Consider the following 16897-nt stretch of genomic DNA (forward strand, 5'->3'; position numbering starts at 1 on the left):
CCATAAAAAAAGCCCACAAAATGTGGGCTTTTTTTGAAGCTAAAACTTATACAGTTTCAACTTTTACGTAGCGACGGCCAAATTGACCTTTCACTTCGAATTTTACTACGCCGTCAGCAGTAGCAAATAAAGTATGGTCACGGCCCATACCAACATTTGCACCAGCGTGGAACTCAGTACCACGTTGACGAACGATGATGTTACCAGCAGTTACAGCTTGACCGCCGTAAACTTTAACACCTAACATTTTTGGGTTTGAATCACGACCGTTCTTCGTCGATCCACCGGCTTTTTTAGTTGCCATGTCTCTTACTCCTCGTGATTAGCCTGAAATACCAGTAATTTTCAACTCAGTGAACCATTGACGGTGACCTTGTTGTTTACGGTAGTGTTTACGACGACGCATTTTGATAATGCGGATTTTGTCGTGACGACCATGGCCAACCACTTCTGCAGTTACTTTAGCGCCAGCTACAACTGGAGCACCGATTTGAATGCTGTCACCGTTTACAACCATTAATACATCATCAAATGTAATAGTCGCACCAGATTCAGCTTTCAATAATTCAACTTTAAGGGTTTCACCCTCAACTACACGGTGCTGTTTACCACCGCTTTGGATTACTGCGTACATAATGTACTCCAATTAGCCCGTGTCGTCGTGCCGATAAGGGATATATCGATCTTAAAACGCTCGCCACTGGGGTTATATAAGGCGACAGATTTTAAGTGAAATTTGATCAAACGACAAGTATTTTCTATTTATCAGTGGCTCCTATTCCCCTCTTTTTACAAAATCAACAGACAGCTTCGATTGGAATTTAGCAGTTTTCATTGATTCTGAATGAAAATTAAAATACAGTTCCAGACACAAATTGCGACAAGAACAAGTTGTATTAATGCTGATGTCATTAAATTTATTGTTTTGCCGGAAATATCATGTTTTGCTTAAATAAAGAACAAAGAACGCATAAAGACAATAGAAATGATTAATATCAGCCACTTGTTTACCTGTGCAACACACCTTTAATTGTTACACTAACGCCACTTATCTACCAATACGGGGTTTTTCTTCATATGGTCATCGATTTCAAGCAAGACATTCTTGCGCCTGTTGCCTCAGACTTTGCTGCGATGGATCACTTGATTAATGAAGGAATTAGCTCAAAAGTCGGTTTAGTCATGTCTGTCAGCAAACATGTGGTTGAAGCTGGCGGAAAGCGTATGCGTCCGATTATGTGTTTACTGGCGGCTCGCGCTTGTGGTTTAGACAACATGCAAAATGCACAACGTCTGGCTGCAATCATTGAAATGTTGCATACCGCGACATTGGTTCATGATGATGTGGTAGATGAATCTGGGCTTCGTCGTGGTCGACCTACAGCAAATGCGACATGGAACAATCAAACAGCCGTATTAGTCGGTGACTTCCTGATTGCCCGTGCGTTTGATTTACTGGTCGATTTAAATAACATGACTTTATTGAAAGACTTTTCAACAGGTACATGTGAAATTGCTGAAGGTGAAGTATTACAACTTCAATCACAGCATCAACCAGATACAACCGAAGAAACATATTTAAAAATTATTCATGGTAAAACGTCTCGCCTGTTTGAGTTGGCTACAGAAGGCGCTGCTATTCTGGCTGGACAAGAAGCATATCGTGAACCATTAAGATTGTTTGCCGGTCATTTTGGTAATGCATTCCAAATTATTGATGATATTTTAGACTACACTTCAGATGCTGAAACATTAGGTAAAAATATTGGTGATGATTTAATGGAAGGTAAGCCAACTTTACCGTTAATTTCTGCATTAGCACACTCAACAGGTGAAGAGCATGCGATTATTCGTCGCAGCATTGCAACTGGTGGAGTGGACCAATTATCTCAGGTCATAGAAATTGTACAGAAGTCTGGTGCTTTAGATTATTGTCACCAACGTGCCCAAGAAGAAACAGAAGCAGCACTGCAAGCTTTATCAAACCTACCTGATACACCGTATCGTCAGGCTTTGATTAACTTAACTCAGCTTGCGTTACATCGAATACAATAGATATTATTTTGCCTATGCATATAAATTTTTCAGATCTTTTTTTAAAAATACAGAAACAGCTTGAGGATTCTCAAGCTGTCGTTGACGAAAATCTACTTATTGAGTTAGTCAATGCTATTCGTCCATCCGATCCTCAAAATACGGATGAGATAAAGCAAAAAATACAGGCTTTCATTGAAAGCCTATTACGCACACCTACAGCACCCTTCCTGCTACAAACTTTTTTATTACGTCTAATTAATCGCTATAAACAAGTCAGCTTATATGCCGATAGCGGAATTTTGTCTTTAGATGGTTTTTGGAACCAGCTAGGACAAAGGCTCGGAGCACATTTTTTACCGTTAATTGAAGATGCAAGCCAACTCAAAATATTAATTGGTAGAATTTTCTATTTAGAAAGTGACAAAATTTGGCTCAATAATATTGATGAGGAAGATTGGGCAAATCTATTTGGTCTTATTGGACAAAGCCAAAGTAATGTAGATGAAAAGCTTGTCATTCAAAGTGAAATGATTAAAGCAATTACCGTTTTATCTTATCGTATAAGTGGAATTGGTCTTTACCCCGAATTTATTAATGCTCAACCGGAATTAACTGAATATGAATCACCATTTTTAGTTCAAAACCGTGAAATTGTTGAATTTATCGAGAAGTACAAAAAACAAGAACTTTTTGAACATGAAATTGCGGTGACCTCCCCTCCAGATGCTTCACAAGCATTTGTTATGCTGGAACAGTGTCGGGATGTCGTTTTAAAAATTCGCCGTGCTACCAAAAGAATTGGGGTCAGCTTAAGTTTGACTTACTTATTGTCATTGCTTGAGCAGTGCCTTGATCGCATTGAATTACTGCTTTATTTGGTTGTAGATAACACTAAAGGAAAATATGTCTCTTTAGGACATCTGATTTCCGATTTAACCAAGGCGCACTATAGTGAAAAAAGTGTTCGCTCTTTATTAAGTACAACAAGTGAACTTATTGCCTTTCAAGTGACTGAAAATGCCAGTCGAACAGGTGAGCATTATGTAAGTACTGACACCAAAGGCTTTTGGGGCATGTATAAAGCTGCTGCTGGGGCGGGCGTCATTATTGCCTGTATGGCATCTTTAAAAATTCTTGCAGCAAGAATGACAATGGCTCCGCTCATGCAGGCCTTTACTTTCAGTATGAATTATTCTCTAGGATTCATTCTGATTCATGTATTGCATTTCACAGTTGCAACCAAACAACCTGCAATGACAGCTGCGGCCCTCGCAGCCACTGTGCAACAGCGTAAAGGCTCTAAAACAGCTCAAATTGCAGAGTTAGCAGCCCTGATTATTAATATTATTCGAACACAATTCATTGCTATTTTAGGCAATATTTCAATTGCGATTCCTACTGCCGCACTCATTACTTTTGCTTGGCAGTTCTATCTTGATGAGCCTTTATTAACTCATACTAAAGCAACGTATTTGTTGCACAGCTTAAACCCCTTCACTTCATTAGCAGTTCCACATGCAGCGATTGCCGGAGTGTGTTTATTTTTGTCGGGTCTCATTGCTGGATACTTCGATAACCTGGCTGTTTACCGAAAAGTCGGTCCACGCCTAAGAGCGCATCACCGCTTAGCAAACTGGTTTGGGCAAGATCGCCTCAACCGTTTTGCTGAATATATTGAGCGTAACTTAGGAGCTTTAGCGGGTAACTTCTTATTCGGGATTATGTTAGGAAGCATGGGTACCATAGGGTTTATTTTAGGTTTACCTTTAGATATCCGTCATATTGCCTTTGCTTCGGCTAACTTTATTCAAGGTTTAATGACCATTAACGGCAGTCCAGACATCGGATTGATTATCGTGTCCTTTCTAGGTGTGTTATGTATTGGTCTCACTAACTTATTCGTTAGTTTCACCTTAACGATTATTGTGGCTCTACGTGCACGTCGTGTTCGCTTCGAACAATGGAAACCTTTAGCCAAACTCGTTATGACCCATTTTCTGACTCGCCCAAGCGATTTTTTCTGGCCCCCAAAACAGCCGCTAGAACTTGAAGAAAATACGACTACAAATAATGGAAAAAAGATAGAACATTAAGAATTTTGCTTTGTACACAAAATGTGAATTCCGTCAATTTTGTTGTGATTGTTTTTCCAAATGTTAAAAATTTTTCAAAATGAATTTACGATGATCTATCAGGCTTGAAAAAAAGTGTACTGGCAAGTACACTTTTAACGGCTTTCAGTAGTGGACACTGCTTGAATAAGCAAAGGTATTTATATGCCCTATTTGTTGCTTTTTATTGGTTGTATTTTTTTAGGATTAGGTGTTCTTGGTCTTTTTGTACCAAGACTTCAGTCTTTGGATCTTCTCAGCGTTCAAATATTGAGTGAATATCGTTCAGATTATCTTAACTCTATTACGATCTTCCTAGCACGGATAGGCGGTATGCCTTTTGTACTTTTTTTATCCTTTCTGGTGTGTATATATCAGGCATGGTATAAAAAATATATTACTGTTATTTTCATTAGCGTGGGAGTTCTTGGCAGTATCACCATGGGTTGGCTGCTCAAGTGGTGTGTTGATCGCCCAAGACCCCCACAGGTATATCATATTGTCGAAAGTTACGGTGCATCGTTCCCAAGTGCACACAGTGTTTATGCATCAACACTGGCTTGTCTGGCAATGATAATGTTATGCCATAAGCCCAGCATTAACTCTCCTTATATCATTTTGATTTCTTGCCTTTGGTTTATCTGCATGGGGCTTTCAAGAATATATGCTGGAGTTCATTTTCCAACAGATGTACTCGCCGGTTGGGGCATAGGTTTTATTTGGATTGCACTGCTTTGGCTCTGGTTATTACAAACACAAAGTAGGTTAAGTAAAAAACAAATATATTTTTAGATTTTATCTAACGAGGTGGAACAATGATGTCGGCTAAGCTTTGGGCTCCTGCCCTTACTGCTTGCGCATTAGCAACAAGTATCGCACTTGTTGGTTGTGGCAAAGGCTCCGATGAGAAACAGCAAGCTGCTGCTGCTCAGAAAATGCCGCCTGCTGAGGTAGGTGTTATTGTTGCTCAACCACAAAGTGTTGAACAAAGCGTTGAGCTTTCTGGCCGTACTTCAGCATATCAAATTTCTGAAGTTCGTCCTCAAACAAGTGGTGTAATTTTAAAACGCTTGTTTGCTGAAGGAAGTTATGTACGTGAAGGTCAGGCTCTTTATGAACTGGACTCTCGAACAAACCGTGCAACGCTTGAAAATGCAAAAGCATCTCTTTTACAACAACAGGCAAATCTAGCTTCATTACGTACCAAGCTAAACCGTTATAAGCAACTTGTTTCGAGTAATGCTGTATCTAAACAAGAATATGACGACTTACTTGGTCAGGTTAATGTTGCTGAAGCACAAGTTTCTGCTGCAAAAGCTCAAGTAACGAATGCAAATGTAGATCTTGGTTATTCTACAATTCGCTCACCAATTTCTGGTCAGTCTGGACGTTCTTCTGTAACAGCTGGTGCTTTAGTTACGGCAAACCAAACTGATCCTTTAGTGACGATTCAACAGTTAGATCCAATCTATGTTGATATTAACCAGTCTAGTGCCGAGTTATTACGTTTACGCCAACAACTCAGCAAAGGCAGTTTAAACAACAGTAACAACACGAAAGTGAAGTTGAAGCTTGAAGATGGTTCGACTTATCCAATCGAAGGACAACTTGCTTTCTCTGATGCTTCTGTAAATCAGGATACAGGAACGATTACTTTACGTGCCGTATTCTCGAACCCGAACCATCTGTTACTTCCGGGTATGTATACAACTGCGCAGATTGTTCAAGGTGTAGTTCCAAATGCTTATCTGATCCCTCAAGCCGCAATTACGCGTTTACCAACAGGTCAAGCTGTAGCAATGCTTGTTAATGCTAAAGGCGCTGTTGAGAGTCGTCCTGTTGAAACCTCTGGTGTTCAAGGACAAAACTGGATTGTGACTAATGGTCTCAAAGCTGGTGAAAAAGTGATTGTTGATGGTGTTGCCAAAGTTAAAGAAGGGCAAGAAGTGTCAGCAAAACCTTACCAAGCTCAACCAGCGAATCCTCAAGGTGTAGCTCCAAATGCTACAAAACCGGCTCAATCAGGTAAACCTCAAGCAGAACAGAAAGCATCTAATGCATAAGGGGTAGATTGAATGGCACAATTTTTTATTCATCGCCCCATTTTTGCGTGGGTGATTGCATTAGTCATTATGTTGGCGGGTATTCTCACGCTAACTAAAATGCCTATTGCACAGTATCCGACGATTGCACCACCGACAGTTACAATTGCTGCAACTTATCCTGGTGCATCGGCTGAGACTGTTGAAAATACTGTAACCCAGATCATTGAACAACAAATGAATGGTCTAGATGGTTTACGTTATATTTCATCTAACAGTGCGGGTAACGGTCAAGCATCTATTCAATTAAACTTTGAACAAGGTATTGATCCTGATATTGCACAGGTTCAGGTTCAAAACAAACTGCAATCTGCAACTGCTCTTTTGCCTGAAGACGTTCAACGCCAAGGTGTGACGGTTACTAAATCTGGTGCAAGCTTCTTGCAAGTTATTGCATTCTATTCACCAGACAATACCTTGTCAGACTCAGACATTAAAGATTACGTAAACTCGTCAATTAAAGAACCACTTAGCCGTGTTGCTGGTGTTGGTGAGGTACAAGTCTTTGGTGGTTCGTACGCAATGCGTATCTGGCTCGACCCTGCAAAACTCACCAACTATCAGTTAACACCAAGTGATATTGCGACTGCTTTACAAGCGCAAAACTCACAAGTTGCTGTAGGTCAGTTAGGTGGTGCACCAGCGGTTCAAGGTCAAGTGCTTAACGCAACAGTAAATGCGCAAAGCTTGTTACAAACACCTGAACAATTTAAAAATATCTTCTTAAAGAACACAGCATCAGGTGCTGAGGTTCGTTTAAAAGATGTTGCTCGTGTAGAGTTAGGTTCTGATAACTACCAGTTCGATTCGAAGTTTAATGGTAAACCTGCTGGCGGTCTCGCAATTAAAATTGCAACTGGTGCTAACGCACTTGACACCGCTGACGCTGTTGAACACCGTTTAGCTGAATTACGTAAGAACTATCCAACAGGTCTAGCTGATAAACTGGCTTATGACACTACTCCATTTATTCGTCTTTCAATTGAAAGTGTTGTACACACATTAATTGAAGCGGTAATTTTAGTGTTCATTGTTATGTTCTTGTTCTTGCAGAACTGGCGTGCAACGATTATTCCAACACTTGCTGTACCTGTTGTTGTATTAGGTACATTTGCTGTTATTAATATCTTTGGTTTCTCAATTAACACCTTAACCATGTTCGCTATGGTATTGGCAATTGGTCTTCTGGTCGATGACGCCATTGTTGTAGTAGAAAACGTTGAACGTGTGATGAGTGAAGAGCATACCGATCCGGTCACGGCAACTTCACGATCGATGCAACAGATTTCTGGTGCGTTAATTGGTATCACAAGCGTATTGACAGCGGTATTCGTACCAATGGCATTCTTTGGTGGTACAACAGGTGTAATTTACCGTCAATTCTCGATTACCCTTGTAACAGCAATGGTTCTATCGTTAATTGTAGCGTTAACTTTCACCCCTGCACTTTGTGCAACCATTTTAAAACAGCATGATCCTAACAAAGAACCAAGCAATAATATTTTTGCTCGTTTCTTCAGAGGATTTAACAACGGTTTTGACCGCATGTCGCATAGCTACCAAAATGGTGTTAGCCGCATGCTTAAAGGCAAAATCTTCTCTGGCGTACTTTACGCTGTAGTGATTGGCCTACTAGTGTTCTTGTTCCAAAAACTCCCATCTTCATTCTTACCAGAAGAAGATCAGGGTGTGGTCATGACACTTGTTCAATTACCACCAAACGCAACGCTTGACCGTACAGGTAAAGTGATTGACACCATGACAAACTTCTTCATGAATGAAAAAGATACTGTGGAATCTATTTTCACCGTTTCGGGCTTCTCATTCACAGGTGTTGGTCAAAATGCTGGTATTGGCTTCGTTAAATTGAAAGACTGGAGTGAACGTACTTCACCAGAGTCTCAAATCGGTGCGTTAATTCAGCGCGGTATGGCATTAAATATGATCGTCAAAGACGCATCTTACATTATGCCATTACAGCTTCCTGCAATGCCTGAACTTGGTGTAACAGCTGGATTTAACTTGCAACTTAAAGATTCAAGTGGTCAAGGCCATGAGAAACTTATTGCAGCACGTAATACGATTTTAGGTTTGGCTTCACAAGATAAACGCCTTGTAGGGGTACGTCCTAATGGTCAAGAAGATACACCTCAGTATCAAATTGATGTAGATCAGGCTCAAGCTGGTGCTATGGGCGTTAGTATTGCTGACATTAACAACACTATGCGTATTGCATGGGGTGGCTCATACATTAACGACTTCGTTGACCGTGGTCGTGTGAAAAAAGTTTATGTTCAAGGTGATTCGGATAGCCGCATGATGCCTGAAGACTTAAACAAGTGGTATGTACGTAATAGCAAAGGCGAAATGGTACCGTTCTCTGCATTTGCTACAGGCAAATGGACATATGGTTCTCCTCGTCTTGAACGTTATAACGGCGTATCATCGGTTAACATTCAAGGTACACCTGCACCTGGCGTGAGCTCTGGTGACTCTATGAAAGCCATGGAAGAAATTATTGCTAAGTTACCATCTATGGGCTTACAAGGTTTCGACTATGAATGGACAGGTTTATCACTTGAAGAACGTGAGTCTGGTGCTCAAGCTCCATTCTTATATGCGCTTTCATTGTTAATCGTTTTCCTTTGCTTAGCTGCATTGTACGAAAGCTGGTCTATTCCGTTCTCGGTTTTACTTGTAGTACCACTTGGTATTATTGGTGCAATCGTATTGACTTACTTGGGTATGATTATTAAAGGAGATCCAAATCTCTCAAATAACATTTACTTCCAGGTAGCAATGATCGCGGTCATTGGTCTTTCTGCAAAAAATGCGATCTTGATTGTTGAGTTCGCAAAAGAGTTGCAGGAAAAAGGTGAAGACCTACTTGAGGCAACTTTACATGCTTCAAAAATGCGTTTACGTCCAATTATCATGACTACCCTTGCCTTCGGTTTCGGTGTACTTCCACTTGCCCTTTCAACAGGTGCTGGTGCAGGAAGTCAGCACTCAGTCGGTTTCGGTGTACTCGGTGGCGTACTCAGTGCAACGTTCTTAGGTATCTTCTTTATCCCTGTATTCTATGTGTGGATTCGTAGTATCTTTAAGTACAAACCAAAAACCATAAACACTCAGGAGCATAAATCGTGATGCAAAAAGTATGGTCTATTTCAGGTCGTAGCATTGCGGTATCTGCACTTGCGCTTGCTTTGTCAGCTTGTCAAAGCATGCGCGGCCCAGAACCAGTCGTGAAAACCGATATTCCAGAAAGCTATGCATATAACAGCGCTTCTGGTACGTCTATTGCTGAACAGGGTTACAAACAGTTCTTTGCTGACTCTCGTTTGCTCGGAGTGATTGATTTGGCGCTTGCCAACAACCGCGACTTACGTACAGCAACGCTCAATATTGAACGTGCCCAACAGCAATATCGAATTACGCAAAACAACCAGCTTCCAACAATCGGAGCAAGTGGTAGTGCAATTCGTCAGGTTTCTCAAAGCCGTGATCCGAATAACCCCTACTCTACTTATCAAGTAGGTTTGGGTGTAACTGCCTATGAACTCGATTTTTGGGGCCGTGTACGTAGCTTAAAAGATGCTGCACTAGATAGTTATCTTTCAACGCAAAGTGCACGTGATTCGACTCAAATCAGTCTGATCAGCCAAGTTGCTCAAGCATGGTTAAACTATTCTTTCGCGACAGCGAATTTAAGACTTGCAGAGCAAACGCTTAAAGCACAACAAGACTCTTACAATCTCAACAAAAAACGTTTTGATGTGGGCATCGACAGTGAAGTTCCACTACGTCAGGCACAGATTTCTGTAGAAACTGCGCGTAATGATGTAGCGAACTACAAAACACAGATTGCTCAAGCACAAAACTTGTTGAACTTGTTAGTGGGCCAATCAGTTCCACAAAACTTGTTGCCAAACCAACCTGTAAAACGCATTACTCAACAAAATGTATATACAGCTGGTTTACCGAGTGACTTGCTTAACAACCGTCCAGATGTAAAAGCTGCCGAATATAACTTAAGCGCTGCTGGTGCGAATATTGGTGCTGCAAAAGCACGTTTATTCCCAACAATTAGCTTAACGGGTTCTGCGGGTTATGCATCAACTGACTTAAGTGATCTATTTAAGTCTGGTGGTTTTGTTTGGTCAATTGGTCCAAGCTTAGACTTACCAATCTTTGACTGGGGTACACGTAAAGCCAATGTGAAAATTTCTGAAACCGATCAGAAAATTGCATTGTCTGATTATGAAAAATCAGTTCAGTCTGCGTTCCGCGAAGTTAATGATGCGCTTGCAACTCGTGCCAATATTGGTGAGCGTTTAACAGCTCAACAACGTCTAGTAGAAGCAACTAACCGCAACTACACTCTGTCAAATGCCCGCTTCCGTGCTGGTATTGACAGTTACTTGACAGTTCTTGATGCACAGCGTTCATCTTATTCAGCAGAACAAGGTTTATTGTTGCTTCAACAAGCTAACTTAAATAACCAAATCGAGTTATATAAAACTCTAGGCGGTGGTTTAAAAGCAAATACTTCAGATACAGTGGTTAATCAACCATCAAGTGCTGAACTTAAAAAGCAATAAGTTTTAAATAACTTAATTTATAAAAGCTCACTTCGGTGGGCTTTTTTATTGCATCTGATGTGAATATTTTTTATCTTGAAACCTTAAGAATTTAGATTGATAAAAAACAATGTTACTGAGTAATTTAGAAAGTGTTCCGGGCCACCAGATTGTAAAGCAACTTGATGTTGTTTATGGAAGTACCGTCCGTAGTAAGCATGTTGGCCGTGATTTGATGGCAAGTTTAAAAAATATTGTAGGTGGTGAACTTACAGGCTATACCGAATTATTAGAAGAATCCCGCCAAGAAGCCATGGATCGCATGATTGCCAAAGCTCAGCAACTTGGTGCGAATGCAATTGTTGGTATTCGGTTTTCAACTTCAAATATTGCCCAAGGTGCTTCTGAATTATTCGTATATGGTACGGCTGTGGTTGTTCAACCTCAAGCGCCCCATCTACCAGATCCATTTAGTGCATAGGTAGAAAATGGAAAATCTTATTTTTCAGCTTGTTATTTTTCTAATTCTTTTCAGTATTGGTTGGGGTTTTGGGCGCCATATTGAACGAAAACATTTGAATGAACTTCTAGAAAAAGAGCAACGACTGGCCCATATCCGAATTAATACCAATCGTTTTGCAACGAGTGATCAGCTAGGTCATTTTATTAGTAGTAATGTCGTAATTTCTCATGACTACTTTAAATACGTATTGGCATCCATTAAGAATGTTTTGGGTGGAAGACTTACCAGTTATGAAAGTGTAGTTGAGCGTGCTCGCCGTGAAGCCATTGTTCGCTTAAAACAACAAGCCCATACCGCAGGAGCTAACCATATTATGGGAGTTCGGCTGAGTACAACCGAACTTGGTATGCAAGGTGGCATGGTTGAAGTATTTGCTTATGGTACAGCAGTAAAAGACTAGCACTGCCCCATAGCAGAAAAATGAATGCGCGGATTGCCAATATTTTTAGTTAAGTGTTGGCAAATTCCGGTAATTTTCCAACTCTCTTGTTGTTTTGCCAAAGTAAAATAATAACGACCAAACGAATGAAAATAATCATTTTCCGAAAAACGATAAATTTGATAATTACATTCTAACCATGCTTGATCTTGTTCAATACGAATCAGAGGATTACTCAAATTGTGCTGTAGCCGTAAATGCGATAAAGCTTGTTGCCGAGAACCTTTATATTCATGACAAGACACGACACATAAAGGCTCTCCCCTAAACTGGAAATAGTCCACCTCAAGTTGATCTGCCAATAACTCATCAAAAGCGTCCCAATTTTTCTGGTCAAAGACCAATTGAAAACGCGTAATGACGTCTAAAATACGGTGATAATCTTGATCCATGGTGAACCTTCTATGCGGGTTTTTCCATCAATTTAGCACGGCAAAATCACTTTTTTATTTTACTTTTGTTTTCCGAATCATTTTATAAAGAAGTTTTGGTGACATCCGAGAAACCATCACACCCAGTTTTTCTTTTGCTCCACCAACAACAATATATTCTTGCCCCTGCATTAATGCTTTTACAGATTGCTCTGCAAATACATCTGCCTCTAAACCATTCTCGATAGCCTCATCTTGATGACCTTGAGGTTGCCCAGCACCATTTAGCGCATTGAAAGAAACGTTAGTTTTTACGAAGCCTGGGAAAATAACTGAAACTTCAACACCTTGATCGGAAACTTCAGCACGTAAACTATTTGCCCACATGTGAATTGCCGCCTTAGCAGCAGAGTAGCTTGCACGGTACTGAGTGCCTAATAAACCCGCTACACTCGACACAAATACAACTCGACCAGACTTTTGTTTTAGCATGGTCGGCAGCACAGTTTTGGTTAATGCCACTTGAGAGAAATAGTCGACTTCCATAATGGCCCGTTCAGTTGCCATTGTCGTGTCTTTAATTAAAGCACGTTGGCTTAAGCCAGCATTATTGATAAGCCAGTCAATTCGCCCTTTCGCTTTTAAAATCTGCTTATAAGCTTCGTTTACTTGTTTTTCATCAGTAATATCGGCAACCACGGACACATGACGGTCAGCGTTTAATAAGCCAACCCGAACTTCTTCTAATTCTTCAAAACGACGCGAGGTCAAAATCACTTCGGCCCCTTGCAAAGCCAACTCACCTGCTAAGGCCTTACCCAGACCAGAAGATGCTCCCGTAATCCATACCACTTTATTTTGCAAAGTATCAAGTTTGGCCATGCTTTATGTTCCTATTATCTTTTTAAATTATGCTGCTTGATGCATGAAGGCCAAAAAGTGGTTGATATAATGAGTTGCTGTGGTCTGATCGACCTGTGTACCTAACTTTTCCAAACGTTTATAGCCCAAATGCGTCGTCATGTTGATTACTCCGTTAAGAGTTTTATCGACAACTAAATTAAATTTTAAACGCTTTTTAGGCTCACGTACTAGGCTTGTTACGCCTAAATCTACAATTTGTATTAATGTTTCAAAAGCAGCTGCAATACTTTGCATATTACCGTCACGAATTTGCTGCGTAAGGTTTTGAGCTTGTTGTACGAGTTGCAGGGTAACTGGGTAGGTAATATAAATTTGCTGCCCCTGTTCTTTCATCAGAGATGTCATGTAATCGACTAAAGGCAAAAGACGCTCATTTCCAAAAAATGAAACTGACCACGGCATGTATTTTCGAAAAGTCTCTAAAACTTGCTGAATCACTTTTTCAGACTCAGCTTGTTGTTTTGGAGACATGGTTGCACTTCCTGACTGTAAAAGCACAGAAAAAACCTGCTCAATAATTTCACAAGAAAGATCAGAGAGTACATCGCCTAAAGGTTTTGCCTGACTTTGACTTACCCCATCATGCAGTTTCTGTCGAATGGTCTCAAATTGGGTATAAGTTGAATCGGAAATTTTCAGAAAAACTTCATAACTCATGAGCAACATCCTTTTTCAATTCGTTTGTAATTTTTGTGCCGTGTGTCTACACGATTAAATTGTGATCCATCTTTCATAAATCTACCGTTTTTTGAAAAAAATACAAAACCGTTTATCTGTTTTCAGCACATTAATTTCGAGGCATTTTTTTGCTACAATAGGTGCAATTTTTTATGCATATTCGATCTAAGCTACTATGACTGACGCTCAAACCGCTCAAAATATTGCGACCACATACGATCCAACCGAGATCGAAAAGAAGTGGTACCAAACGTGGGAAGAACAAGGTTACTTCAAACCTTCTGGTCACGGTGAATCATTCTGTATCATGATTCCGCCACCAAATGTCACAGGTAGTTTGCACATGGGCCATGGCTTTAACAATGCCATTATGGATGCCCTCACCCGTTATAACCGTATGATGGGTAAAAACACTTTGTGGCAACCGGGTACTGACCATGCTGGTATTGCAACGCAAATGGTTGTTGAGCGTCAACTTGGCTTACAAGGTGTGACTCGTCATGACTTAGGCCGTGATAAGTTCATCGAAAAAGTTTGGGAATGGAAAGAGCAATCTGGCGGCACAATTACGAAACAAATTCGTCGCTTAGGTTCATCTGTAGACTGGTCACGTGAACGCTTCACGATGGACGAAGGTCTATCAAACGCAGTTAAAGAAGTATTCGTTCGTTTGCACGAAGACGGTTTAATTTACCGCGGTAAGCGCCTTGTAAACTGGGACCCTAAACTTCAAACAGCACTTTCTGATCTTGAAGTAGAAAGCAAAGAAGAAAAAGGCTCACTTTGGCACTTTAAATATTTCTTTGAAGACAAATCAGTTAAAACTCAAGATGGCAAAGACTATTTAGTCGTTGCAACAACTCGTCCTGAAACTTTACTCGGTGATACTGCTGTTGCTGTTCACCCAGAAGATGAGCGTTATGCACACCTTGTTGGTAAAAACATTGTATTGCCAATTACTGGTCGTTTAATTCCGATCGTTGCTGACGACTACGTTGAAAAAGACTTCGGTACTGGCTGTGTAAAAATTACCCCTGCTCATGACTTCAATGACTATGACCTAGGTAAACGCAATAGCTTGCCAATTATCAATATCTTCAACAAAAATGCCGAAGTTTTAGGTGAGTTTGAATATATTGCAAAAGCTGGCGAACAAATTTCTAAAACCATTACTGCACCTGCGGAATATGCTGGTTTAGAACGTTTTGCAGCACGTAAAAAGTTAGTTGCTGAAGCTGAAGCTGAAGGCTGGTTAGATCAAATCCAACCGTATGACTTAAAAGCTCCACGTGGCGACCGTTCAGGCGTGATCATTGAGCCATTACTTACTGACCAATGGTACGTAAAAATTGCGCCTCTTGCTGAGCCTGCGATTGAAGCAGTTCAAGATGGCCGTATTAAGTTTGTTCCAGAGCAGTACAGCAACATGTACATGGCTTGGATGCGTGACATTCAAGACTGGTGTATTTCACGTCAGCTTTGGTGGGGTCACCGTATTCCAGCTTGGTACGATGCAAATGGCAATATCTATGTTGGCCGTAACGAAGAAGAAGTACGCACGAAAAATAACATCGCTGCTGACGTTGAACTTAAACAAGACGAAGACGTTCTTGATACATGGTTCTCATCTGCACTTTGGACATTCTCAACTTTAGGTTGGACTGGCGACGCACAAAAAGACGCAGCAAATGATTTCTTAAAAACCTTCCACCCAACAGATGTATTGGTGACTGGTTTTGACATCATTTTCTTCTGGGTTGCCCGTATGATCATGATGACCCTGCACTTCATGAAAAATGAAGATGGTTCATCGCAAGTTCCATTTAAGACTGTTTACGTTCACGGCTTGGTACGTGATGGTGAAGGTCAAAAAATGTCGAAGTCTAAAGGTAACGTGCTTGATCCATTAGACTTGATTGACGGTATTGATTTAGAAAGCTTAGTTGCAAAACGTACAACTGGCTTAATGAACCCGAAAGATGCTGCGAAGATTGAAAAATCAACGCGTAAAGAGTTCCCAGAAGGTATTAATGCTTATGGTACTGACGCAGTACGTTTCACGTTCTGTGCGCTTGCAAACACTGGTCGTGACATCAAGTTCGACTTAAAACGTGTTGAAGGCTACCGTAACTTCTGTAACAAAATTTGGAACGCAACTCGTTTCGTTCTGATGAATGTTGAAGGTCAAACTGTTGGTCAAGAAGCACGCCCTGACCTTTGGGAACTTCCAGAACAATGGATTATGAGTCGTCTGCAAAAAGCTGAAGCTGCTGTACATCAAGCGTTTGCAACGTATCGTTTAGACCTTGCTGCTCAAGCGATTTACGACTTTATCTGGAATGAATACTGTGACTGGTACGTTGAGTTAACTAAACCAGTTCTAAACGATGCAGAAGTGTCAGAAGAACGTAAAGCTGAAGTACGCCGTGTATTGCTTGCAGTGATGGAAGCTTCATTACGTTTGGCTCATCCATTAATGCCATATTTGACAGAAGAAATCTGGCAAACGCTTGCACCAATGCTTGGTCAAGGCGGCCCAACGATTATGACTGCTCAATACCCTATTCCTGAGCAAGCAAAAATCAATGAACAAGCTGAAGCAGATATGCAATGGCTTCAAGGTTTGATTGGTGCAGTACGTAACATTCGTGGTGAGTTAGGCTTAGGTAATGCGCGCTTGTTGCCAGTATTACTTCAAAACACATCTGATGCTGAACGTGAACAAATCATTCGTATTGAAGCATTGTTCAAAGCATTGGCTAAAGTTGAAAGCATTGAGTTCTTGAATAAAGACCAAGAACCACCTTTATCTTGCTCAAGCGTTGTTAGTCATGCATCGGTATTTGTACCAATGAAAGGCTTAATTGACCCTAAAGCTGAACTTGCTCGTTTGCAAAAAGACTTGGATAAAATCCAAAAGCAACACGATCAAATTGCGGGCAAACTTGCAAACGAAGGCTTTGTATCTAAAGCACCAGCAGCGGTGGTTGAAGGCGAAAAAGCGAAGCTTGCTGAGTTTGCTGCCCAGTTAGAGAAAGTTAAAGCGAATATGGAGCAAATTGCTGCGCTTTAAGCTTTTTAGTTAAATGAACCCAGAATTTGTGCAAGCAGGTTCTGGGTTTTTCTATA

The 16897-nt window shown here is 40.7% G+C and carries 14 protein-coding genes; 9 read left to right on the forward strand and 5 right to left on the reverse strand.

Going from position 1 to position 16897, the window contains the following annotated elements; genetic code table 11:
• Positions 1-46: 46 nt before the first annotated feature.
• Positions 47-304 carry a 50S ribosomal protein L27 gene (gene rpmA, locus AC1PJP_RS09700; protein ID WP_002116037.1) on the reverse strand — a complete coding sequence of 86 codons (258 nt, stop codon included), beginning with the start codon at positions 302-304 and terminating at the stop codon, positions 47-49.
• A gap of 18 nt (positions 305-322) precedes the next feature.
• The gene (gene rplU / locus AC1PJP_RS09705; RefSeq protein WP_004639133.1) at positions 323-634 is read right to left on the reverse strand and encodes a 50S ribosomal protein L21; all 312 of its coding nucleotides are present in this window, start codon (positions 632-634) and stop codon (positions 323-325) included.
• Positions 635-1077: 443 nt separating this feature from the next.
• Between rplU and sdsA the strand changes: the two genes are divergently transcribed.
• From sdsA to AC1PJP_RS09745, 8 genes are all read left to right on the forward strand, one after another.
• Positions 1078-2055 carry an All-trans-nonaprenyl-diphosphate synthase gene (gene sdsA, locus AC1PJP_RS09710; RefSeq protein ID WP_005310003.1) on the forward strand — a complete coding sequence of 326 codons (978 nt, stop codon included), beginning with the start codon at positions 1078-1080 and terminating at the stop codon, positions 2053-2055.
• A gap of 14 nt (positions 2056-2069) precedes the next feature.
• Positions 2070-4130, forward strand: a complete 2061-nt coding sequence (locus AC1PJP_RS09715; protein WP_199987541.1) for a site-specific recombinase — start codon at positions 2070-2072, stop codon at positions 4128-4130.
• 183 nt (positions 4131-4313) lie between these two features.
• Positions 4314-4940 (forward strand): phosphatase PAP2 family protein, encoded by a 627-nt coding sequence (locus AC1PJP_RS09720; RefSeq protein WP_199987532.1) that lies wholly within the window; start codon positions 4314-4316, stop codon positions 4938-4940.
• A gap of 23 nt (positions 4941-4963) precedes the next feature.
• Complete coding sequence (adeI, locus tag AC1PJP_RS09725) at positions 4964-6211, forward strand: multidrug efflux RND transporter periplasmic adaptor subunit AdeI (protein ID WP_199987531.1); 1248 nt, start codon at positions 4964-4966, stop codon at positions 6209-6211.
• A gap of 12 nt (positions 6212-6223) precedes the next feature.
• Positions 6224-9400 (forward strand): multidrug efflux RND transporter permease subunit AdeJ, encoded by a 3177-nt coding sequence (gene adeJ / locus AC1PJP_RS09730; protein WP_005309992.1) that lies wholly within the window; start codon positions 6224-6226, stop codon positions 9398-9400.
• The gene (gene adeK / locus AC1PJP_RS09735; RefSeq protein ID WP_049838025.1) at positions 9400-10854 is read left to right on the forward strand and encodes a multidrug efflux RND transporter outer membrane channel subunit AdeK; all 1455 of its coding nucleotides are present in this window, start codon (positions 9400-9402) and stop codon (positions 10852-10854) included. The genes adeJ and adeK overlap by 1 nt, the downstream gene beginning before the upstream one ends.
• A gap of 109 nt (positions 10855-10963) precedes the next feature.
• The gene (locus AC1PJP_RS09740) at positions 10964-11314 is read left to right on the forward strand and encodes a YbjQ family protein (RefSeq protein WP_004789368.1); all 351 of its coding nucleotides are present in this window, start codon (positions 10964-10966) and stop codon (positions 11312-11314) included.
• Positions 11315-11321: 7 nt separating this feature from the next.
• Entirely contained in the window at positions 11322-11756 is a 435-nt protein-coding gene (locus AC1PJP_RS09745; RefSeq protein ID WP_416697487.1) for a YbjQ family protein, read from the forward strand.
• On the opposite strand, the gene AC1PJP_RS09750 is transcribed toward AC1PJP_RS09745, so the two are convergent.
• Genes AC1PJP_RS09750 through AC1PJP_RS09760 form a run of 3 tightly spaced genes read right to left on the reverse strand, consistent with a single transcriptional unit; the run spans position 11753 to position 13747 of the window.
• Entirely contained in the window at positions 11753-12187 is a 435-nt protein-coding gene (locus AC1PJP_RS09750; RefSeq protein WP_004789364.1) for a nuclear transport factor 2 family protein, read from the reverse strand. The genes AC1PJP_RS09745 and AC1PJP_RS09750 overlap by 4 nt on opposite strands.
• 54 nt (positions 12188-12241) lie before the next feature.
• Positions 12242-13048: an SDR family NAD(P)-dependent oxidoreductase gene (locus AC1PJP_RS09755; protein ID WP_013196962.1), complete on the reverse strand. Its 807-nt coding sequence runs from the start codon at positions 13046-13048 to the stop codon at positions 12242-12244.
• A 27-nt stretch (positions 13049-13075) separates the two neighbouring features.
• Positions 13076-13747, reverse strand: coding sequence for a hypothetical protein (locus AC1PJP_RS09760; RefSeq protein WP_104079849.1), 672 nt, complete (start codon positions 13745-13747; stop codon positions 13076-13078).
• A gap of 196 nt (positions 13748-13943) precedes the next feature.
• Here AC1PJP_RS09760 and AC1PJP_RS09765 point away from each other — a divergent pair, with 196 nt between their 5' ends.
• Complete coding sequence (locus AC1PJP_RS09765; protein ID WP_479766889.1) at positions 13944-16841, forward strand: valine--tRNA ligase; 2898 nt, start codon at positions 13944-13946, stop codon at positions 16839-16841.
• The last annotated feature ends 56 nt before the right edge of the window (positions 16842-16897 follow it).

The organism is Acinetobacter sp. V116_7 (genome assembly GCF_056735735.1).